Annotated in this window: 20 protein-coding genes; 6 read left to right on the top strand and 14 right to left on the bottom strand. The window is 55.9% G+C overall.

Annotated elements, in window-relative coordinates:
• Positions 1-16: 16 nt before the first annotated feature.
• Positions 17-973 carry an ABC transporter permease subunit gene (locus NST84_RS02105; RefSeq protein ID WP_342566328.1) on the bottom strand — a complete coding sequence of 319 codons (957 nt, stop codon included), beginning with the start codon at positions 971-973 and terminating at the stop codon, positions 17-19.
• Between the two features lie 323 nt (positions 974-1,296).
• Positions 1,297-1,449, bottom strand: coding sequence for a hypothetical protein (locus tag NST84_RS02100; protein WP_342564021.1), 153 nt, complete (start codon positions 1,447-1,449; stop codon positions 1,297-1,299).
• 118 nt (positions 1,450-1,567) lie between these two features.
• Here NST84_RS02100 and NST84_RS02095 point away from each other — a divergent pair, with 118 nt between their 5' ends.
• Positions 1,568-2,764: an IS256 family transposase gene (locus tag NST84_RS02095; protein WP_342564020.1), complete on the top strand. Its 1,197-nt coding sequence runs from the start codon at positions 1,568-1,570 to the stop codon at positions 2,762-2,764.
• A gap of 567 nt (positions 2,765-3,331) precedes the next feature.
• Here NST84_RS02095 and NST84_RS02090 read toward each other — a convergent pair.
• The 4 genes from NST84_RS02090 to NST84_RS02075 all read right to left on the bottom strand — a co-directional run bounded on the left by NST84_RS02090 (position 3,332) and on the right by NST84_RS02075 (position 9,795).
• Complete coding sequence (locus NST84_RS02090) at positions 3,332-6,775, bottom strand: cellobiose phosphorylase (RefSeq protein WP_342564019.1); 3,444 nt, start codon at positions 6,773-6,775, stop codon at positions 3,332-3,334.
• Between the two features lie 31 nt (positions 6,776-6,806).
• On the bottom strand, positions 6,807-8,144 hold the full coding sequence (locus NST84_RS02085; RefSeq protein ID WP_342564018.1) for a glycoside hydrolase family 30 protein: 1,338 nt from the start codon (positions 8,142-8,144) through the stop codon (positions 6,807-6,809).
• Positions 8,145-8,244: 100 nt separating this feature from the next.
• Positions 8,245-9,261, bottom strand: coding sequence for a LacI family DNA-binding transcriptional regulator (locus tag NST84_RS02080; protein WP_342564017.1), 1,017 nt, complete (start codon positions 9,259-9,261; stop codon positions 8,245-8,247).
• 60 nt (positions 9,262-9,321) lie between these two features.
• Positions 9,322-9,795 carry a hypothetical protein gene (locus tag NST84_RS02075; protein ID WP_342564016.1) on the bottom strand — a complete coding sequence of 158 codons (474 nt, stop codon included), beginning with the start codon at positions 9,793-9,795 and terminating at the stop codon, positions 9,322-9,324.
• 199 nt (positions 9,796-9,994) lie between these two features.
• Between NST84_RS02075 and NST84_RS02070 the strand changes: the two genes are divergently transcribed.
• Positions 9,995-10,810, top strand: a complete 816-nt coding sequence (locus tag NST84_RS02070) for an HNH endonuclease (RefSeq protein ID WP_342564015.1) — start codon at positions 9,995-9,997, stop codon at positions 10,808-10,810.
• 195 nt (positions 10,811-11,005) lie between these two features.
• Here NST84_RS02070 and NST84_RS02065 read toward each other — a convergent pair whose 3' ends face one another.
• Positions 11,006-11,200 carry a YwbE family protein gene (locus tag NST84_RS02065; protein ID WP_039869328.1) on the bottom strand — a complete coding sequence of 65 codons (195 nt, stop codon included), beginning with the start codon at positions 11,198-11,200 and terminating at the stop codon, positions 11,006-11,008.
• Positions 11,201-11,367: 167 nt separating this feature from the next.
• Between NST84_RS02065 and NST84_RS02060 the strand changes: the two genes are divergently transcribed.
• Positions 11,368-11,670, top strand: coding sequence for a hypothetical protein (locus tag NST84_RS02060; protein WP_342564014.1), 303 nt, complete (start codon positions 11,368-11,370; stop codon positions 11,668-11,670).
• 45 nt (positions 11,671-11,715) lie between these two features.
• On the opposite strand, the gene sdaAA is transcribed toward NST84_RS02060, so the two are convergent.
• From sdaAA to NST84_RS02045, 3 genes are all read right to left on the bottom strand, one after another.
• A complete protein-coding gene (gene sdaAA / locus NST84_RS02055) occupies positions 11,716-12,597 on the bottom strand; it encodes an L-serine ammonia-lyase, iron-sulfur-dependent, subunit alpha (RefSeq protein WP_342564013.1) in 882 nt (293 codons plus the stop codon).
• A complete protein-coding gene (gene sdaAB, locus NST84_RS02050) occupies positions 12,594-13,304 on the bottom strand; it encodes an L-serine ammonia-lyase, iron-sulfur-dependent subunit beta (RefSeq protein WP_342566327.1) in 711 nt (236 codons plus the stop codon). The genes sdaAA and sdaAB overlap by 4 nt, the downstream gene beginning before the upstream one ends.
• Before the next feature lie 111 nt (positions 13,305-13,415).
• Positions 13,416-13,832 carry a GNAT family N-acetyltransferase gene (locus tag NST84_RS02045; RefSeq protein WP_342564012.1) on the bottom strand — a complete coding sequence of 139 codons (417 nt, stop codon included), beginning with the start codon at positions 13,830-13,832 and terminating at the stop codon, positions 13,416-13,418.
• A gap of 156 nt (positions 13,833-13,988) precedes the next feature.
• Here NST84_RS02045 and NST84_RS02040 point away from each other — a divergent pair, with 156 nt between their 5' ends.
• On the top strand, positions 13,989-14,888 hold the full coding sequence (locus tag NST84_RS02040) for an SDR family oxidoreductase (protein ID WP_342564011.1): 900 nt from the start codon (positions 13,989-13,991) through the stop codon (positions 14,886-14,888).
• A 26-nt stretch (positions 14,889-14,914) separates the two neighbouring features.
• A complete protein-coding gene (locus tag NST84_RS02035; protein ID WP_342564010.1) occupies positions 14,915-15,370 on the top strand; it encodes a hypothetical protein in 456 nt (151 codons plus the stop codon).
• Between the two features lie 136 nt (positions 15,371-15,506).
• On the opposite strand, the gene NST84_RS02030 is transcribed toward NST84_RS02035, so the two are convergent.
• From NST84_RS02030 to NST84_RS02020, 3 genes are all read right to left on the bottom strand, one after another.
• Entirely contained in the window at positions 15,507-17,366 is a 1,860-nt protein-coding gene (locus tag NST84_RS02030) for an NAD(P)H-hydrate dehydratase (protein ID WP_342564009.1), read from the bottom strand.
• Positions 17,367-17,777: 411 nt separating this feature from the next.
• The gene (locus tag NST84_RS02025) at positions 17,778-18,410 is read right to left on the bottom strand and encodes an NAD(P)H-binding protein (RefSeq protein WP_342566326.1); all 633 of its coding nucleotides are present in this window, start codon (positions 18,408-18,410) and stop codon (positions 17,778-17,780) included.
• Positions 18,411-18,489: 79 nt separating this feature from the next.
• Entirely contained in the window at positions 18,490-18,903 is a 414-nt protein-coding gene (locus NST84_RS02020; RefSeq protein WP_342564008.1) for a GNAT family N-acetyltransferase, read from the bottom strand.
• A 261-nt stretch (positions 18,904-19,164) separates the two neighbouring features.
• On the opposite strand from NST84_RS02020, the gene NST84_RS02015 reads away from it, so the two are divergent.
• Positions 19,165-19,473, top strand: coding sequence for a hypothetical protein (locus tag NST84_RS02015; RefSeq protein ID WP_342564007.1), 309 nt, complete (start codon positions 19,165-19,167; stop codon positions 19,471-19,473).
• Between the two features lie 117 nt (positions 19,474-19,590).
• Here NST84_RS02015 and NST84_RS02010 read toward each other — a convergent pair whose 3' ends face one another.
• On the bottom strand, positions 19,591-19,812 hold the full coding sequence (locus tag NST84_RS02010) for a YezD family protein (protein ID WP_342564006.1): 222 nt from the start codon (positions 19,810-19,812) through the stop codon (positions 19,591-19,593).
• Positions 19,813-19,907 lie beyond the last annotated feature (95 nt).

Here is a 19,907-nt window from a genome sequence, read left to right as displayed (position 1 = left end):
TTAGATCCTCCTTCTTCTAGAACAGCGATGTGTCGTTGATTTTTTTGGTTACCTGGTTGGCAATCAGCAGCAGGATCAGCGCAATGACTGATTTAATCAACGTGACCGCCATAGAATAGGAGAAGCGGCTGGTGACGATCCCTGTATAGTAGATGTAATAGTCGATTACATTACTGGCACTGTCGTTAAGGGAGTTGCGCAGCACCAGAATCTGGTCAAAATTGGAGTTGAGCACGCCGCTGACCGCCAGGATGAACAGGATGCTGATCGTTCCGCGGATCGCCGGAAGCGTGACATACCACATTTTCTGAAAACGTCCGGCGCCGTCGATGGTAGCAGCTTCATACATTTCCGGGGATACCCCGGCAATGGCCGCCAGGTATATAATTGCTGACCAGCCGAGCTCTTTCCAGATATCCGAGGAAATAACAATGGTCCAGAAGTAGCTTGGTTCCGCCAGGTAAGAAATCGGTTTGTCGATCAGGTTCAGTGCCAGCAGAATATTGTTGATGATCCCAACATCTGCAAGCCACGTTGCCAGAATGCCGCCCAGCACGACCCAGGAGAGAAAGTGCGGCAGGTAGGAGATGGTCTGAATCGCTTTTTTGTAGCGGATCGAACGTACCTCATTGAGAAACAGGGCAAAAATGATAGGAAGCGGAAACCCGATCAGCAGCTTGATTAAACTGATGCCGAGCGTATTCTTGATGACATATCTCAGGTCCTCATCCTCATATAATTCCCGGAAATGCTGAAGTCCCACCCACGGGGCCTCGGCAATGGATTTGACGATGTTATATTCCTTGAAGGCGATAATCATCCCGTACATCGGAATGTAGTTAAAAATAATCATCCAGGCCACGCCTAGCAGCGCCATTGTCTGCAGGTGCTTTTGGGCCAGAAGCCTTTTCCAAAGTGACCTTGTGTGACCTGAACCGGTTTCGATCAGGGCCGGAACGGGCTGTTTTTTCATCCGGCTAACCCCGCCGCTTGTTTTGTTCTCCATCGTATGGACCTCCAAGCTAAATCTTTTTTTCTGTAATGTGGTGAAAAGCTTATGTTGCTCTATGTGCTTATTGTAACCGCATTCACCCCGAGGGGGAAGGTAGCGAATTTCCGGTTTGGGGTCGCAAATTTCGGGTGGGGGAAGTGGCGTGGCCGATGGTGCTTCTGTTTGGCCGATCCAGCCCTGGAAGGAGCGGCCAGCCCGCTTTCTGCGAAATCAGAGGCATTTTTGCCTTTCATTTCGCCAACCAGCCCACTTTTCGCTAGATCAGAGGCATTTTTGTCTCTCATTTAGCCGACCAGCCCACTTTCCACCAGATCAGAGGCATTTTTGTCTCTCATTTCGCCCACCAGCCCACTTTCCACCAGATCAGAGGCATTTTTGTCTCTCATTTCGCCAACCAGCACACTTTCCGCAAAATCAGAGGCATTTTTGTCTCTCATTTCGCCAACCAGGACGGCGTAAAATAGTCTGTGTACCAAGATTTGGAGCCTAGTCAGGCAACAAAAAAGTAGGGTATTCTCGGGATTGCGAAGTCCACCAAGAAAGGAACCCTACTCGATGACTATTCTACCCGAAAATCAGCTCAATAATCTATTTGAAAATCTTGTCACTCAGTTTGTAAAAGACAACATGGAGTCCATCATGCGCGCGGAGATCCAGGCATTTATGTCGAGCGATGAGGCAGGTGCACGCAACAGCCGTAATGGATATTACACTCGAAATCTGCACACAAAGTACGGTAATGTGGAGAATTTAGAGGTTCCGCGTGACCGTCAGGGACAGTTCCAGACTCAGCTGTTTGAGCCATACCAGAGACGAGACGGCTGGCTGGAGGAGGCTGTGATCCAGATGTACAAATCGGGCATGGGTACCCGGGATGTAGCCCGTTTTATTGAAAGCATGTTTGGGAGCCATTATTCCCCGACGACGGTCAGCAACATTACCGCTACGGTACTCGACGACATCCACCAGTGGCAGAAACGTCCGTTAAGCAAGCGCTACTCCGTGATCTACCTGGACGGCCTCTACGTCAAGCTTAAACGCGGGACCGTCAAAGGAGAAGTCGTCTACTTCGCGATGGGAATCGATGAAGACGGGCACCGGCAAATCCTTGGTTTTTACGTAGGCGGCCAAGAGAGCGCCAATGGCTGGCGGGAGGTGTTAAAAGACCTCTACCAACGCGGAGCGCAGGAAGTGCTGCTGGGTGTATTTGACGGGCTACCGGGACTCGATGCGGCATTCCAGGAGACCTATCCGAAAGCCGATGTACAGCACTGTATCGTTCACAAGGTTCGCTCCACCTTTCCGAAGATCCGGATTCAGCACAAAACGGAAGTCATTGAGGATCTGAAGACCATCTACACCGCGCAAGACCACGATCTGGCACTGGCTGCATTTGACACCGTGAAAGCCAAGTGGGGCAAGCTGTACCCCAAAGAAATGCGTTCTTGGGAGGAACAATTGTCCACCTTGCTGACATTTTACAAGTATCCGGCACTCGTGAAAGAGGCGATCTACACCTCCAATCCGATTGAACGAATGAACAAGGAAATCCGCAAGCGCTTGAAGCCAATGAACAGTCTAACAAATATGGATGCGGCAGAGAAAATTGTCTACCTCGACGTGATGGACTACAATGAACGTTTTAGCGAACGGGTGATTCGCGGCTTCGGTGATCTGGAGGTTAAAAAGAAACTGAACCAGATGTTTGAGGAGCGCTACCCGCCGCAGGATGGGCAGGAACAAACCGCCTGATTACCTTGTACTTTGGGGCGGGGTTCCCCCGCCCCAAAGAACATCCACACTCACTAACGAGCACCCCGAGAAGCTACTTTCTGCTCTTTTACACAAACTTCTTGACGCTACCCCAACCAGCCCACTTTCCACCAGATCAGAGGCATTTTTGTCTCTCATTTCGCCAACCAGCACACTTTCCGTAAAATCAGAGGCATTTTTGTCTCTCATTTGGCCGACCAGCCCACTTTCCGCATAATCAGAGGCATTTTTGTCTCTCATTTAGCCAACCAGCACACTTTCCGCAAAATCAGAGGCATTTTTGTCTCTCATTTCGCCCACCAGCCCACTTTCCGCAAAATCAGAGGCATTTTTGTCTCTCATTTCGCCCACCAGCACACTTTCCGCGAAATCAGATGCTATTTTCCCTCTACTGAGTGCGTTCGTGCCGCTTTGGGCTGAGTTAGTAGGATTTTCCCCTTTGATTTACGCACCGGGCGCGCTCGCGGCGGAATTCCTCGGCGAATTCGCCTGCCCGCCGCCCGAGCAGCAAAAAAAGGGAGGCCTCAGCGGCCTCCCTCAAACACTTTACACCAGCTCCGCCCGGATCGCGGTGATCTCACCCCGGCGCAGGGCCTCGGCCTCCGCACCGCGCAGCAGCGCCCCGTCAACCTGCCGGCTGCTTCCGTCGCTGTAGGTCAGCGTAAGCTGCCCGATAACCGCACGCTCTGCGCCATAGGTATCAGCCCGGCGCGGGTTATGGTACGTCACTTCGGTTCCGCCAAGGAAGGTAAACATCAGCTCGCCCTGTTCGTCGAACAGCCAGCCCGGCAGCGCCGGTGTTAGCTCCACCGTCAGCTCGCCATCCTCAAACGCAAACATCCGGCCTCCCGCCATCATGGTTCTCCACATGCTCAGGAACTCTGCCGTCGAGCCGCTGAGTCTGGCCACAAAGCCCCGGCCATGGGTCAGCGGGTCCGGATTGCCGCCTGTGCTGATAAAGGAGGAATTCTCCAGCGTGCTGCGTCCATATACAGCCGGGTCAAGGAACGGGATCAGTGAGGTTCGCATCTCACTAAAGAATTCCTCGTACAGCCCCTTCTTCAGGAGAGCCAGCAGATACTTGTAGGACATGTGCAGGAAGTTCGACTCCCGCTCCTGCCAGCCCGGTGTGAAGGCACGGATTCGCCCGATCTCATGTGTTTCCGCTTCAAGTGATACCGAGGTGCGGTACATTGAGGTTACCGGATCGAACAGACTGCTGCCTTTAACCCTGCTGTAAATCTCTTTGGCCTGCTCATGACTGTCCAGCGTTTTGAGCCAGCGGGCCGGGCCCTCCAGGAAGTATGGAAGTGCTACAGCCTCGAATTCCTCTACGATAGCTTTGGGTAAACCATAGCCGCTGATCACGGGTTTGCCTGCTTCATCGGTTACCGGCTGGAAGCGCACAGCCTCAAACCGGAAGTAAGTCGGCACCAGTCCGCCGCCCAGCGCCACCGCCCGCTCAATCCCTGCGTCCACTTTGTCCAGGAATTTGCCCAGCGCTTCACGGATGACAGCCAGACTTACCGCAGCCTGCTCACCGTTAATGCCGAAGCGGATACTCTCCCTGTAAGTCTCACGCGCCGAAGATACGGTGTCCCAATAACCGAAGTCATCCAGCCCGCCGGCCAACAGCTTAGTTACTGCCCCCAGCACCCGTTCCAGCAGCAGTGCGATTTCCACGGGCAGCGATACTGTTCCGACAGCAGCCTCCAAGCCCGTTAGCAGCTCCTGCACCGGTTGTGAATCCTGCAAATCCTGCATTTCCCCAAAGCCCTGCGCTCCTTGTGCTCCTTGTGCTCCTTGTACTTCCTGCCATCCCTGCAATACTTGCGTTCCTTGTGCTCCTTGTATTTCCTGCAACCCCTGCACTGCCTCCAGCTCCTGGGCCCCTGCCAGCTCCCGCGCGGCCTCTACTTCCGGCATTCCTAGGCTCTCCAGCGCCTCCAGCATGAACACGAGCATCCGCTTGAGCTCGAACGTCTCGCTCATCCCGGAGCCGAACAGGCCCGGCAGGCCGTTCATCGCATCATTCCAGCCCGGCTTGTTGCCCTCCATCTCCACGCCCATGCCGTATGGATCAAGCGTCGCGAACTTGTTCAGCGCCAGCGAGAGCATTTTGACGAACAGGCTGGTACGGTAGATCTCCCCGGTGCCGCCTTCCGTGCGCAGCCACTGGGTATCGCCGGCCTTGCGGTGCAGCCGGTGCAGCTTCTCCTCATCCTCGAGCAATGCGCCGTATTGCCGCACCTTCCCGCCGCTGATCACATACTTCTCGCTGCGCGGCAGCACATAAGCAGGGCTGTCGTAGAACGTATAGGATTCATCCCCGAACAGCAGCTCCGCCAGCTTATCCGGGAATACCTCCAGATAGCCTTCGACCAGATCGAGATTGTAGGTCCAGTGATCGCTCCAGAAGCCTTCGCCGAAGGCGGCCTCGATATTTTGCTGCGACAGGGCCAGCACACCGCTGAGAAACTCCTGTTCATCCGCCTTGAGCTGCACCTGATGATCGGCGATGTAATTAATCAGCTGGCCTGGTGTAAATTTGCCGAGACACAGCGCTGCAAGCTCAGCCTGATGATCCGCTGCAGCGCTCCTGATCCACTCTTTAAGCTGCGCAGCATGCTCCGGCAGCACCTCAAAGCTCGTTCCCTGCACACTAAGCGGATTATAGCCGTCCGCCTGGATCAGGCTGTAGAACATTTTGATGTTAAAGCTGCCGACCTGCGGATGAAAAAACACATCGTTCCGCCGGTTCTGATTCATATCGCGGAAGTTCCCGTTGCCCTGCGAATAGTACTCGGGAGCAAGCGAGAAAAAGTTATAATCCCGCTCCATATCGCCGTGCTTGCGTGAGTAGAGGTGCACAACAAAGCCGTCTTTTCCATTGTCAAAAAGAAACGGATACCCGCCGCGCAGGAAATTATCCAGATAGGACTGCCGGCAATATGCGTCAAAAATAGCTGATGAAGTGCGCGTAGCAATATCCGCAGTCAGATTGTCGGTCAGCTCAGCCGCTTCCAGCATTTTGCCGGTGATATATTCGTCGCTGCAGAGCCGGTCGGCCTTGCGGTTGATTTTATCGATGTCGCTGACATGCCCGATAATGGTATTCAGCGTCAGCTTGCGGCCCGGAGCCAGTGTCCGCTGAACACCGCTGAAGCCGCAGGGCACCTTATTCACCGGATACTGCGGCTGCGTAAGCAGCTCATCAAGCGTGAGAACGGCGAAGCGGTCAGGATAAGCAAGTGATGTATTCGCCCCGAAAATCACCTCGAAGTCAACAACCGGCCGCAGCCGCTCCCCCTCTGCTGTAAAAGACAGATAGAAATGGCCGTTCTGAATCTCGCTGATCTCAGCATCATCGTTTGTGCTGGACCGTAGCTTATAGAACGGAATACCATGCTCCAGATTGTAAACCTCCATCCAGCTGCGCAGCAGGTTACCCATTTCCTTGTAGGCGCTGTTCGCCGATCCGTAAGGAAGAATCTCCGGTAATCCGTCCAGCAGCTCCAGAGTCAGCTCCGCACCGCCTGTATTCTCAATCTCCACCCGCCGCACCAGCGCAGCATAATCGTCGTTCGGCAGATTAAAATAATGCACCGCCGTCTTCAGTCCATGTCCGGTATGCTCTTCCTCAATCGTCAGCCCGTTTGGAAGAATCGTCATCCTCCGCTTCACCGCCGGGTCCGGATGCGAGGACTGGAACGGCTCATAGACCTCCCGCTGCTCCCCCAGCTTAATAAAGGTGCGGAACCCGGAAGATGCTACGTTCTTGTAAGAGATGCTGGCCGGGGAGAACTCCATGATCGGCGAATTTTTGTCGCGTACCCCGAAGCCGCATACCCCCTGCCCGCGGTTCACATAGAACGTCCACATCGGGATTCCCTTAAGCCCGGCAAGCCCCGGCAGGAAGCTGGCAAACGGTTTATTTTCATGAAACTGCTCCATTACAAAATTGCCTGAATCAAAATAATAGCGGCTCATATCATAACCTCCTGAAATTTGGATGTACGCCTTACGAAATTACATGTGTAGCAATAGAGTGCGGCGGCAGCTGGCATCCGGCCAGCTCATTGCCAAGACCAAGCGTTACGCTGCGCGCCTCATCGCTCCCGTTCATCAGCACAACCGCAATACTGCCGTCCGGATTACGGAAGGCCGTGGATAGAATACCGTCAGCAGTGGAATCCAGTCCAATCCGCACAGCACCGGGAGCGATATACTTGCTGAAGTGGCCGATGTAATAATAAGAGCTGTTGTAATGAACCTCATCCGTAACCGTGTCGGCGATAATGGGAGCATCGCAGAAATTGCCCACATGGTTCGGTCCGCCGGTCTCGTCGAGCACCAGATTCCAGTCCAGATAGCCCTCCGTCCAAGCGTTCAGATCGCCAATCATATTCCGCCCGTAACGCTCTCCCGTGAACCATTCCCCCAGACGCACGCCGCCCTCCTGGCAGCCCTCCGTGAACAGCACATGCTTATCCGGGAAAAGCTCATGCACCTTCGCCACCTTCTCGAACTCCTCGCCGCCGTACCAGTGAATTCCGGTGCCCCACACATACTTCGCAGCATCCGGATCTGACAAAATAGGGGTGACCCGCTCAATCATAATGTCCCGGTTGTGATCCCAGATCACGATGTTCACGTCATCCATACCAGCTGCATGCAGGGCTGGCCCGAGATGATTTTTGACAAAATCCCGCTCCTCCTCCGCGCTGTACACACAGGAATCCCAGGTCTGCACCGCCGCCGGCTCATTCTGTACTGATACTGCCCAAACCGGAATGCCCTCCTTGCGGTAGGCCTCGATAAACTTCGTGTAATAACGCGCCCAGACAGCGGCATATTCCGGCTTCAGCGAGCCGCCGTTGTTCATTTCCCCGTTTGTTTTCATCCAGGCCGGCGGGCTCCAGGGGGAAGCCAGCATCGTAAAGGGGCCTCCTTTTACCCCCATCGCATCCTTAATCAGCGGCAGCACCCACTGGTGGTCATGGGATATATCGAATGTGGCCAACTCCGTATCCTGCTCCTGCACATACGTATAATTGCCGAGCGCAAAATCGCAGCTGTGAATATGCACACGCCCCATGCTGTAGCTGAGTCCCTCCTCCGGGTGAAAATAGCTGCGGATCACCTCCGTCCGTCTGGCCGGGCTCATCCGCGACAGTGTATAGGCCGCAGCTTCAGTGAAAGCGCCGCCAAAACCAATCACAGTCTGGAACTCCTGCTCCGGATGAAGCTGTATATCCGCTGTCTGACTGCTGACCTTCTGCTCAAACACCAGGCCTTCCCGCCGGCTTAGGCGCTCTCCGGTTTCTTTTGCTGTTACTGTCGTTTGTACAGTCACCATCTGAACCCATCTCCTCAAATAAAGTATGAAACACATGACCAACAACAATCGAAACCGGTTTCGATTGTTGCGAAAAAAAACCGCGCCCCGGTGAAATGCTTTATTTCTCACCAGGCGGCGCACAGGATTCCCGCACAACCACTTCCACAGGCAGCACGATAGCCTCCATTCCGTTCTCTTTGCGGTCAACCGTAGCCAGCAGAATTTCTGCAGCGCGGATTCCCAGACTGGCCGTATCCTGCCTAACGGTTGTCAGCGCAGGCGTCACATAGCGGGCAAGCTCAATATCGTCATAGCCCATAACCGAGATGTCTCCAGGTACAGACAGGCCGCTGTCTTTTGCCGCCATCATCGCCCCGAGCGCCAGCATGTCACCGGAAGCAAATACAGCCGTCGGCCGCTCCGGCAGGGCCAGCAGCTTCTGCATAGCAGAATAGCCATTCTCCAGCACATAAAACTCACCCTCGACGATATACTCCTCCCGCAGCTCAAGACCGTGCCGCTTCATTGCCGCAATGTAGCCTTCCTGGCGCTGATTACCGGGAACCGTGTTCATTCCGCCCGAGATGTGGGCGATCCTGCTATGCCCGAGGGAGGTAAGATAATCCACGGCCAGCATCGCTCCATCCTTGTTATCCGAACAGACAGTATGCGATTTCTCTGTCTCAAAATCCAGAATAACCATAGGAATATTACTCTCCAGCAGTTCAAGGAAATAAGGATCATCATAATCGGAGAGAAACACAACAACACCGTCCACGCCATGAATCCGGCAATTCTCCAGATACCCGCTCTGTTTGCCGCCGACATCCTTGGAAATGAACATCAGGGCGTAGCCCTTGTCTACAGCTACCTGCTTGAAGCTCTCAATAACCGCGCCAAAGAACGGATGGCGGATGCCTGCTCCCGTTCCTTCCACAAATAGCACACCGAGGGTCCATGACTTCTTCGTGGTCAGTGTCCGGGCATGTGCATTCGGCAGATAACCCATCTCCCGGGCAGTCCGCAGAATCTCCTCACGGGTCTTCGCACGCACATCGGAATAGTTATTGAACGCCTTCGATACCGTAGTCGGGGAGTAACCGGTTTTTTTGGCGATATCGTAAATGGTAGTCAATCCGGTTCACCTCCAGGGTTTTATGAAAGCCCTTTTTTGTTCACTGCCATTCTAACTGCTTTACGCACGGCCGTCCAGCATAAAATATTTTTGTACCGCAGGCAGCAGGGTTACAGCCAGAATAAGCAGGCCAATACAGGTATAGAAAACATGAACAACAGAGACGGCGTTCATCATATACGTCTGGACCATAATCCAGATAATCTGCCCGAACCCAGTATACAGTGAAAACGTCCAGGCAGGATGCAGCGCCTTGAACGGACCGAGCCCGGCATACCGCTGCCAATCCGGCTTTTTTACCAGCCCGTACAGCACTACAAGCGGCAGAATCCCGAAAATAAGCAGCAGCAGCAGACCGGGAATCATAAAGCTGTCAAACGGCGATCTTTCCAGCACCGAGACCGGCATCCCCATCATTTCACCGCTCGGATCAATCAGCAGCATCACTCCGCCCCCAACCGCTCCAACTCCCAAAAAAGCCTGCAGCACATACAGAATAATAACGGCACCCGGCCTCTTATGCGTCTGATCCATTATCTGCTTCCCCCTTTCCCATTTTTAATGAATTTTACATCTTTTCCCTCCGGGGTGCCGAGACAGATATCACAATACGGGGAAAACAAAGCGTATTGTGGCCCGCCGTGTGTATAGCCGTACTTTACGTTATACTGAGAATAAATTAAAAATAAGGGGAACGGACAGACGCGGCCTAAGCGTCTCTCCAAACTTACCTATGACCGATACCAGCCTGCCTGTTTCCAAACAATGTGCATATTGCCAGCAGCATAAGCCGCTATCCGAATTCCGCAGACGGACGGGCAAGCGGTCCAAAGGCCAATCCCGCCGCGGTGCCTGCCGGGATTGCCGCAAGATCCTAAGCAACACCACCGCCAGCGGGCTGCAGGGGCTAACCGGCCCGGCCGTTTCTGCTGCCAAGAAGACCGGGCAAACAGCCCGCGGTTCTGCCGGGCCTGCTGCACAGCAGGCGGCCAAGGCAGTTCTTGCCGGCCCGGCCGTGCAGCATGACCTTAAAACGGCCCAGCCTAAGCTTCATTCCCGGCCAGAACGCATCAAGGACGGCAAAACCGCAGCAGCCCCGGGTGAACGTGCCAAACCGCGGCCGCGGCCGGGCGAGCAGCGGCGTAAGCCTCCAGCGGCAGGGTGGCCCAAGCCGGAGCCTGAGGATTATTCAGCGCTCGTCCCTTCATACAAGGGGATGATTCTGATGCGCGGCCACAGTGACAAGGGACGGCGCTGGCACCAGGAGATTGACCTGGAACTGGCCGTAACACTGGTCCGTGAGCGTGCTGCTGTTGTAGTCAACCGCCGGACCATCCGCCGCCTGTACAGCAACAAGGATTTCCGGAAGCTTATTCTCACAAGGGACAACTATACCTGCCATTTCTGCGGCCTGTACGGTGACACCATTGACCATCTCCTGCCGCGGGCCAAAGGCGGCCATACCACTCCCGACAACTGTGTCTGCGCCTGTAATCTGTGTAATCAGACCAAGGCGGATAAGGATGTGGAGGAGTTCATGCGGCGCTGAGAGAGTGAGCACAACAAAAAGCACCAGCGCTTTATATCAGCCGTGCCGGAGGGCACAGTGAGATAAAGCGGGTGCTTTAGTAACTGCTTTTTGCGTTATTAAGTTCACTGCGATACACTTGACCGTCGCAACCGCTATGAACCTGCTTGTCTATAAACCAGCAGTCCGGCGGCTCTGCAATATGCAGCTGAATGATCAGCCGGTAATCTTTTTGACCCGTCCAACCTGCCCGTCAGCCAGCCGCACTTTGATTCCATGCGGGTGACGCGGGGAATTGGTCAGAATGTCTTTTACCGTACCGTGCGTAAGCTTGCCGGTAGCCTGATCCTGCTTCAGCACAATATCGACCTCAAGCCCGGGGCGGATGTCCGCTCTAACCTGTCCGTTCATGATAAGCCTCCTTTCGTAAGCAGCATTAGGTGAAAAATCGCCACTTATTTTTAACCATTAACGCTATTATGGGCTAAATCAGCAGAAATAGATGGCGATATTCCACTTAGCATAATCAGTAATACAATACCCTGGAGAATCGCTCCTGCAAGGTGGATGAGACAGCTATGGCCTTTGGAATTAACAGAGAAGAACTGAACCAGTGGAAGACGGCGGTCCTGCGGGGGGAGATCGCTTTTTTGACCCATTACTGGATCGATCCCCGTTTCCCGGGCATCACGACAGTAACCAAGGTAGGCTGCAGTGACCTGCCCCGTCTCCGCCGCTGGTGTGAGCAGAACGGCCTTCCCGCGCAATATATCCATAACCGCAGGCCTTTTCCCCACTTCGACCTGCTCGGGCCGAAGCAGCCGGAAATTCTCCGGCGCGAGGGAATGCTGGAGCAGCTGGAACGTTTCCGTATGCTATAAATGGCTTTAAGCTAACCGTTCTCAGCCGACCGGAAAACCTTGCGCTTACCCCTTCTTGTTCCGCAAATCTTTCATAATCTGCCGGCCTGTCGGGGTCTGGGCCAGACCGCCTCCGGCGGTTTCGCGGTGCTTCTCCGGCATGGCCGAGCCGACTTCAAGCATTACCTTGATCACTTCGTCTGAAGGAATCACGCTCCGCACGCCTGCCAGTGCCATATCCGCTGCAGCGAGTGCAGTGACAGCTCCGAAGCCGTTCCGCACGATGCAGGGAATCTCGACGAGCCCGCCTACGGGATCGCAGATCAGACCCAGCGTATTTTTAAGCGCCAATCCCACGGCATGTACCGCCTGGGCGGGCGTCCCGCCGCGCAGCTCAGTCAGTGCTCCGGCCGCCATGCCGATTGCTGAACCAACCTCTGCCTGACAGCCGCCCTCCGCTCCGGAGACAAAAGAATTATTGGCAATCACATACCCGATCGCCCCTGCGGCAAACAGCCCTGAAACCATAAAATCGTCATCCCAACCGAAACGCTCCTGGCAGCTGAGAAAGACTCCCGGAATAATGCCGCAGGAGCCTGCTGTAGGAGTGGCTATAATCCTCCCCATGGAGGCATTCACTTCCGATACCGCCAGCGCATAGGCCATTGCCTGCCCGGCAGGTCCGCCCAGTAACGGCTCACTAGCCGTATTATAATCGCCCACCCGCTGGGCATCGAGGCCCGTCAGACCGCTGCGCGAGGTGGTATCCTGGGTCATGCCGCGGTGGACCGCCTCTTTCATGACGCCGTAATACTCTTTCATCGTTGCAAATTCCTGACTCTGCGGCCGTCCCGATTCCGCGCTCTGCTCCTCCAGCATCAGCGCTCCGATGCCGAGTCCCCGCTCCTCACATAATACAGCCAGCTGGCTCAGTGTTTGAAAATTCATGATGTGCTTTCCTTCCCTTTCTGTTCTTGCTTGACTCCGTTCAGATCCACCACTTTGACCGATTTCACGGCAGTGAGGGACTGCAGCTCCTGCAGCAGCTCGGCTGTTGCCGGTTCATCCAGCTCCAGCACGGTGAGTGCTGCACCGCTGCGGTTTTTGCGGTCAAGCGACATATGACCGATATTAAACTGTCCTTTGCGCATGACCTCCGTAACACTGGCCAGCACGCCGAGATAGTCCATATGATTAATCAGCACGGTCGGATACATGCCGGTCAGCTTCACGCCGAAGCCGTCAATATCCACAATTTCAATATTTCCTCCGCCGATCGAGATTCCGGTCAGCGTCAGCTCTGTACCGCTGTCCCGGCCGACAAGACGCAGCTTAACCGTATTAGGATGCGGAAACAGGCCCGTTCCCTGCCGGAAGGATACATCCATCCCTGCTTCAGCAGCCAGTTCAACAGAGTCCGGCAGCCTGTGGTCATCTGTAGCAAAATCCAGCAGTCCGCCGGCAATCGCCCGGTCCGTCCCGTGCCCCTGGTAAGTAGCGGCAAAGGATCCGTAAAAAATAACCTCCGCCTCACGCGGCATTTCGCCCAGCACCTGACGTGCAGCCCTGCCGATCCGCGCGGCGCCGGCGGTATGAGAGCTTGAAGGGCCGACCATAGCGGGCCCGATTATTGAGAATACATCCTTGAAGCGCATTGTTTTGATCACCTTTTATCCAGTTCGCCATATTAATTGCCTATACATTATACTGCACGAATGCGGAACCTACACTATTACATTCATTGTCACCTAAGTACGGCAGCTTCATTATGTATTTTGGGAAAAGAGTACGAGGCCCTCCCGCTCCTGCCAGCCGGTTCCCGACCAGAAGCCGCGTCCTAAAGCATTCCCTTCGATCACCATCAGATGGCACTTTGCTATACCTGCCTCATGCAGGGCCGCCAGCGCCCGGGATACCAGCTCGCGTCCGGCTCCCTTGCCCCGGCAGGACGTGCTGACCGCTACATGGTACATATATCCTCTGCGTCCGTCGTGCCCGCACATAGCGGTGCCGGCAAGCGTGCCGTCCTCCTCCTCGCATACCTGGCTCAGGCCCGGGTTCCGCGCGAGAAACTGGAGAATTCCTTCCCGCGAATCAGCATCGCTCAGACCCATCCCCGCCGTATTTTCCCACAGCCTGCGGGCTGCATCGTAATCCTCTTCTACCATTGGCCGATAACGCATTCTGTATTTCACCCTTTCTAATATTCATTTCAGGTACAGCAAAATGCATAACCGCCAGTCCGTTCCCGCGGCTTATGCCGGCGGAAGCGCACGCTTTTCTGGGCGGATGCATAGAAATATACAAAACCGGCAGCACTCAAGGAGGAGTACAGCGCAATGAATCCAACTTATCCCTTTTACGGGGAACAGACGGTATGCCGCACACAAAAGATCGCCTTTCCGCCCCAGCACCAGAACCGCCAGCCCGGCCTCGAGAGCCTGATGAGCCCGCGGCCGATCAGTGAAGATCCGGACACCTGCGGCAGCGGCAGGCTGAAGGGCAAGGTGGCTCTGATCAGCGGCGGGGACAGCGGGATCGGCAGGGCGGCGGCTATCGCCTTTGCCAGGGAAGGGGCGGATGTGGCCATTGCTTATCTGTACGAGGCCTCTGATGCCAGCGACACCGCACGGCGCATCGAACAGCTCGGCCGGCGCTGCCTGCGGATTGAGACAGATTTACGGCACCGGCACAATTGCTTTCAGGCGGTGGAGCAGACCGTGCTGACTTTCGGCAGGCTGGATATTCTGGTCAATAATCTCGGGGTGCAATACCCGCAGCGCAGTCTTTTGGACATTACGGAGGAGCAGCTGTACCAGACTTTTCAGACCAATATATTTCCGTTCTTTTTCCTGAGCCAGGCCGCACTGCCGCACCTGAAAAAAGGCTCATCCATCATCAACACCGCCTCAATTACCGCTTACCAGGGCAATAAGGAGCTGATCGATTATTCCTCGACCAAAGGTGCTATCGTCTCCTTCACACGCTCCCTTGCCCTGTCACTTGCCGAAAGCGGGATCCGCGTCAACAGTGTGGCTCCCGGTCCCGTATGGACTCCGCTCATCCCTTCCAGCTACTCCGCCGCCGAGGTCAGCGTATTTGGAACCGATACACCGCTGGGGCGGGCGGCACAGCCTTATGAGCTCGCAGGCGCTTATGTCTATTTAGCCAGTCCCGATTCAGCCTATGTAACCGGCACCTGCATTCATGTCAATGGTGGAGACATGGTCACAAGCTGATAACAAACCTGAAAGGACGTTTTCAGATGAACAAAATCAAAGACTATGACCTGCCTTCTGTAAGACTGTCGGCAGGCATGTACGCCTTGTCCAAGTTATCCGCTGCCGGCCTCACCTTTATGCTCGTGGCACTTGTAATGCTTGGACTTCCGCATACAAACGGGGTTCCGGAGGGCTGGCCGGTCTCAGTCCCTTATGCTGTCTATGCCTACGCTCTGCCTGCTGCCCTGATTGCCGACGCCCTGCTGTCCATGTTCCGTTCCTCCAAACTCATTCCTTCACTTATCCTCTACGCTGCCGCCGGATTCGGAGCCGGCCTGTGGCTGGCTGCGGAGCAGGGCGGAGATACGCAGACCTGCGGCCTCTACGGCATCGGCGTCCTGCTGCTGTTCCGTCTCGCCCAGCTGGCCGGCGAGCGCTACCCGCTGCTGCTGCCTGTATTCGCTCTGTTCGTGCCGCTGCTCTGCCTGATTCTGCAATAGGCGGAGTGATGATTCCGGCGGCCGGCCGGGGGCGGACGGCTCCGCCCGCCCCCGGCCGGTCCTCGCAGTGTACCCTAGGTCGGCTCTTGCACGAACATGAAACGGTGCATATACCCAGGCCTGTGCAGTACCGGTTTTATAGCGCTTCGATGATATCTCCGGCGACCAGCGCCGATGGATGATTCCGTGAGCCGGCCGCCCGCTCGCCGGCCAGCCCGTGCAGGTACACGCCGAAGGCGGCCGCCTGAACGGCACCCAGACCCTGGGCAAGCAGGCCGGAGATGATTCCGGTCAGCACATCGCCCGCTCCGCCCGTGCCCATCCCCGGATGGCCGGTGGCGTTGACATAGACCTCTCCTTCAGGCGAGGCAATGACGGTGTGTGATCCTTTGAGCACAAGGACTACGCCGTGCTTTATGGCATAAGCCTGAGCAAGGCCGATCCGGTCACGCTGCACCTCCGGGGTGGACACACCGGCGAGCCGGGCCATTTCTCCGGGATGAGGGGTCAGAATCACCGGCCGATCCGGGCTGGACCATTCTGTATAGTTACATTCCGCCAAAATATTTAGGGCATCGGCGTCCAGCACCAGCGGGCTGCCGATGCCTTCCCATAACATGCGGAGCCATTCCTTGTCTCCGGCAAACCGGCCCAGCCCGGGACCTGTGGCCACTACATCGCGCTTCCCGCCAAGCCGCAGCACCTCCGCGGCCGTCCCCGCGTCCCAGGTGCCGTCCTCTCCGCCGCCGGCTGCAGCCAGCATGACCTCCGGGGCGGCACCGATGACATAGGGCATCAGCGCTGCAGGCAGTGCCCAGGTCACCAGACCGCAGCCCGCCCGCAGCGCAGCCCGTGCCGCGAGCAGACCGGCGCCGCTCATGGGCAGGCTGCCCGCCGCCAGCAGGACATGCCCGTAAGTGCCCTTGTGGCCTTCGGGCGAGCGGCGGCGCGACACGTCGACCCCAAGACGTGTCTGCAGCCCTTCCGGGGTCAGCAGGCTGGCCTGCACCCCGGCCTCCCGGGCCAGAGCAGCGGGGATGCCGATGGAGCGGACCACCACCCGCCCGGCCGCTCCCGCGCCGGGATACTGCACCAGCCCGCGCTTGAGCAGCGCGAGGCAGACCGTCACCGCTGCATGTATGCACGGCTCATGCAGCGCTCCCGTGTCCGCGTCCAGCCCGCTGGGGATGTCCGCGGACACAATCGGCTTGCCGCTGGCGTTCGCTGCGGCAATCAGCTCCGCATAGGCACCGCGCGGCGCTCCCGCGCTTCCGGTGCCGAGCAGGGCATCGACGATGCCGGTGCAGCCGGCAAAGTCGATAGGGTCCCGGCCGTGGACGACGGCCGGAAGCCCCAGCGCTGCAGCAGCGTCACGCTGCACGGCGGCTTCCCCGGCCAGCGTCTGCGGCGCGGCCGCGTACACCAGCGTGACGGCGAAGCCGGCCTCACGCAGGTGCCGGGCGGCGGCGAGGCCGTCGCCGCCGTTGTTGCCTTTGCCGGCGAGGATGAACCAGTGCTCGGCGGCGGCAGTGTCCAGGGTCAGCGCCCGGTCGGCGCTGACTGTAAAGTCCTGCGGCGGCTGCGCACCGCCGCCTCCCGCACTCCAGCCCACTCCCGCACTCCCAGTCCAGTTTCCTCCGTTACCTGTATTTAAACCGCCATTTACACTCCCAGCTCCGCCTCCTCCATTACCGACATTCCAGCTACTACCTGCGCAGCTCCCATTGCTGCCGGTCCCTATTCCCCCGCCGCCGCCAATATTACCGCCACCGCTGCCTCTGCGCACAATATCACTGTCCACTGGGCTATCCGGGCCAGGCCGCATTTCGCCATACCAGCCGTTACCGCTGTTATACTGCTTTTGCCGGCACAGTGCAATGACTTCCTCAGCAATCGCACGCCCGGCATTCTCCATTAGCGCAATTGCCGGAATCCCCAGCTTCTCTATTGTCATATGGTCCAGTTGCCGCATTTCCTCTGCCGTGACAAGATCCATTTACTCCATCCCCTTAACAGATTCATTGACTAACATTAAGTCAGGCTTGTTCTTGGCATTCAATCCATATACTAAGTGGAATTTCGCTATCTATTTCCCGGTCTAACAACGGATTCAGAAACTCTAGGTGGAAAAACGTCACTTCATTATTCCAATTCCACCCTAAAACGGATGTTGGCCGCAAAATAAGCAGCAGATTTCCACTTAATTTCAGTAATTTAGCGTAATTCGCGGAATTAAGTGACTAAAATCCAACTAGCCCATACAAACATTGCAATGCAGGTGAATTCATCCCAAACAAAAATCAAAAAAGGCAAGACTTACAGCATCATCTGCAATAAGTCTTACCCCTCTGTGCCGCGGGATAATCCCCTCCGGCCGGCAATAACATCTTCCCGTCCCGCCTATTTATTAATACGCAACTGTAAACCGCTCCCGGCTGAAGTTGCCCTCCTCAAGCTCATCGACCACAGCTACGGCAAAATCCTCCACACTGATGCTGCTTGCCCCCTCCTCATCGGTAATCAGCCGGTCCAGGCCGATCCGGAACATACCTGTCCGGCGGCCGGAGATGATGGCTGCAGGCGGGCTGATGTAGGTATAATCCAGCTCCGTGCCTCTGTAGATTTCGTAAGCATGCGCATGCGCTGCAGCCAGCGGCCGGAGCTCCTCCGGGAATCCGGCGGTATCCATCAGCCATTCTCCCGACTCTGTCTTCAGGCTGCCTGCGCCGCCGACAATAATCAGACGTTCCACGCCGGCCTGCTGCAGCCCTTCAATGATGGAATCTGCCGCTTTAAGCAGGTCATTTTCCTGTCCCGCATCAGGCCCGAAGGCGCTGATAATTTCCCCGTGCCCTGCTACTGCTCCGGCAACGGATGCCGGATCAAGCGCATCCACGCGTACCACCTGCAGACGTTCGTGCTGCAGCTCCACCGACTCCGGATTGCGGACGGCTGCGGTTACCTCATGTTTTCTTTTTAATGCTTCCTGTACAATAGCCTTGCCAATGGTTCCAGACGCTCCTATTACTACTACATCCATCTCTATTTCCTCACCTTTCATCAGCCTGCATGCTGCTTTATCCTTCATTTCAATCTATATAGGTCTATCTATCTTCCGCCTAACGCCGCAGAAACATCCCCTGCGATTCAGGCATAACGGGAGCAAAGCCATACTGCGCGTAGAGCCTGGCGGCCTCCCCGTCGGCAATCAGGCTGACATAAGACGGCTGCGGCACGGTATCCAGGAACTGCCTGATTTCGTGCATGACCGCTTTTCCCAGGCCCCGGCCCTGATAAGCGGGCTTTACTGCTATATCTGTAACCTGAAAAAAGCAGCCCCCGTCCCCGGTGACCCGGCCCATTCCGACCAGCTGCTCCCCGTCATATACCGTAACTGCAAAACAGGAACGCGGAAGCCCGGCCTCCGCTCCTGCCGCACTCATCGGACTCAGGCCGGCCTCTGCCCGCAGAGCCAGATACTGCTCCACTGAAGGTAGCTCATGGCGTACTTCCGGTTTGGATTCATCGTTCATCCTTGATCTTCCCCCCGCTCTCTGACAGGAGTCTGCTGCCAGCCCCCTGCACTGTAACCAATATATACGACAGCAGCAGCCGCAATCAAGGCAAAGGGCGGATAAGCCCGGGGTTCATTTTGAAACGGATCACGAAATCAGACGTATGCTATAAAGAATTCCGCAACAGACATCAAAGCCTATTCCCAGCCCAAACAGACGGGTAATGAATACTAACAGAATCAGGCTCCACTATAACTTGAAAAGGATCGGTGAACCATCATGTCATCACTGGGCAAATTATTCAAATGGGGGACTTTCGCGTACGAGGCGTTTCTGGCCATTCCGTTTATCGGGGGTGCATTCGTTCTGGCTAACGGCTGGCTGCCGCTGGGCATCGCTTTTCTGCTGCATGCGGCTGCTGTTGTTATCCTGCTGCGGGAGCGCGGTCCGTTCGTCGGCAATGTTATCGGGATCGTTACCTCAATAGTAGCCTTTATTCCGGTAGTGGGCTGGATCATGCACGCCATTACCGCCATTGTCCTTCTGGTTGAAGGCCTCTCCGGCAACCGCAGGAGACCGCAGTACTAACATTATAGAATTACAGCAAAACAGAGCAGGGTTCCGCTTCACATTGAAGGGACGCTGCTCTGTTTCTGTTCCTGTCTATGAAATAGAATCATGCCTTTAAAAGCATATCTGCTCCATTTATCCCCGTCCCGCCGAACGGGTGTCGGTGCGCCGGCTTCCGGTTTCCCCACTGTAACGCGGATTTGCTGAGCTGTTCTCGAAACGCTTGCGTTCCGTACGCTCCATCTGAACAATCTGCCCCTCATGCACTACAATATGCAGAGAGCCGAATTCCATATTGTCCAGCAGTTCTGAAATTCGTGATAGCCATAACTCATCCACCTTCAGTGGCTTAGCCATTTTCCAGCCTCCCTTTCCCCGGACAGGGGGTTATCTCCGCCTAAATCCCGTCTTTTCCACCTAGTATACTATGTTTTAACTTAGCACGGAACCAA

This window comes from Paenibacillus sp. FSL R7-0345, assembly GCF_038595055.1.
Lineage (GTDB): Bacteria > Bacillota > Bacilli > Paenibacillales > Paenibacillaceae > Paenibacillus_AQ.
Note: the sequence above shows the minus strand (reverse complement) of the source record. Positions and strands in the feature narration are given on the sequence as shown.

Bases quoted from the DNA above. Each gene is read 5' to 3' on its own strand.
- NST84_RS02075 (WP_342564016.1), bottom strand. From the start codon at position 9,795: ATGGATCAGACGCATAAGAGGCCGGGTGCCGTTATTATTCTGTATGTG.
- NST84_RS02020 (WP_342564008.1), bottom strand. From the start codon at position 18,903: ATGAACGATGAATCCAAACCGGAAGTACGCCATGAGCTACCTTCAGTG.
- NST84_RS02060 (WP_342564014.1), top strand. From the start codon at position 11,368: ATGGCCTTTGGAATTAACAGAGAAGAACTGAACCAGTGGAAGACGGCG.
- NST84_RS02070 (WP_342564015.1), top strand. From the start codon at position 9,995: ATGACCGATACCAGCCTGCCTGTTTCCAAACAATGTGCATATTGCCAG.
- NST84_RS02095 (WP_342564020.1), top strand. From the start codon at position 1,568: ATGACTATTCTACCCGAAAATCAGCTCAATAATCTATTTGAAAATCTT.
- NST84_RS02090 (WP_342564019.1), bottom strand. From the start codon at position 6,775: ATGAGCCGCTATTATTTTGATTCAGGCAATTTTGTAATGGAGCAGTTT.
- sdaAB (WP_342566327.1), bottom strand. From the start codon at position 13,304: ATGCGCTTCAAGGATGTATTCTCAATAATCGGGCCCGCTATGGTCGGC.
- NST84_RS02045 (WP_342564012.1), bottom strand. From the start codon at position 13,832: ATGCGTTATCGGCCAATGGTAGAAGAGGATTACGATGCAGCCCGCAGG.
- NST84_RS02085 (WP_342564018.1), bottom strand. From the start codon at position 8,144: ATGGTGACTGTACAAACGACAGTAACAGCAAAAGAAACCGGAGAGCGC.
- NST84_RS02030 (WP_342564009.1), bottom strand. From the start codon at position 17,366: ATGGATCTTGTCACGGCAGAGGAAATGCGGCAACTGGACCATATGACA.
- NST84_RS02035 (WP_342564010.1), top strand. From the start codon at position 14,915: ATGAACAAAATCAAAGACTATGACCTGCCTTCTGTAAGACTGTCGGCA.
- NST84_RS02100 (WP_342564021.1), bottom strand. From the start codon at position 1,449: ATGAGAGACAAAAATGCCTCTGATTTTGCGGAAAGTGTGCTGGTTGGC.
- NST84_RS02025 (WP_342566326.1), bottom strand. From the start codon at position 18,410: ATGGATGTAGTAGTAATAGGAGCGTCTGGAACCATTGGCAAGGCTATT.
- sdaAA (WP_342564013.1), bottom strand. From the start codon at position 12,597: ATGAATTTTCAAACACTGAGCCAGCTGGCTGTATTATGTGAGGAGCGG.
- NST84_RS02065 (WP_039869328.1), bottom strand. From the start codon at position 11,200: ATGAACGGACAGGTTAGAGCGGACATCCGCCCCGGGCTTGAGGTCGAT.
- NST84_RS02105 (WP_342566328.1), bottom strand. From the start codon at position 973: ATGAAAAAACAGCCCGTTCCGGCCCTGATCGAAACCGGTTCAGGTCAC.
- NST84_RS02040 (WP_342564011.1), top strand. From the start codon at position 13,989: ATGAATCCAACTTATCCCTTTTACGGGGAACAGACGGTATGCCGCACA.
- NST84_RS02010 (WP_342564006.1), bottom strand. From the start codon at position 19,812: ATGGCTAAGCCACTGAAGGTGGATGAGTTATGGCTATCACGAATTTCA.
- NST84_RS02015 (WP_342564007.1), top strand. From the start codon at position 19,165: ATGTCATCACTGGGCAAATTATTCAAATGGGGGACTTTCGCGTACGAG.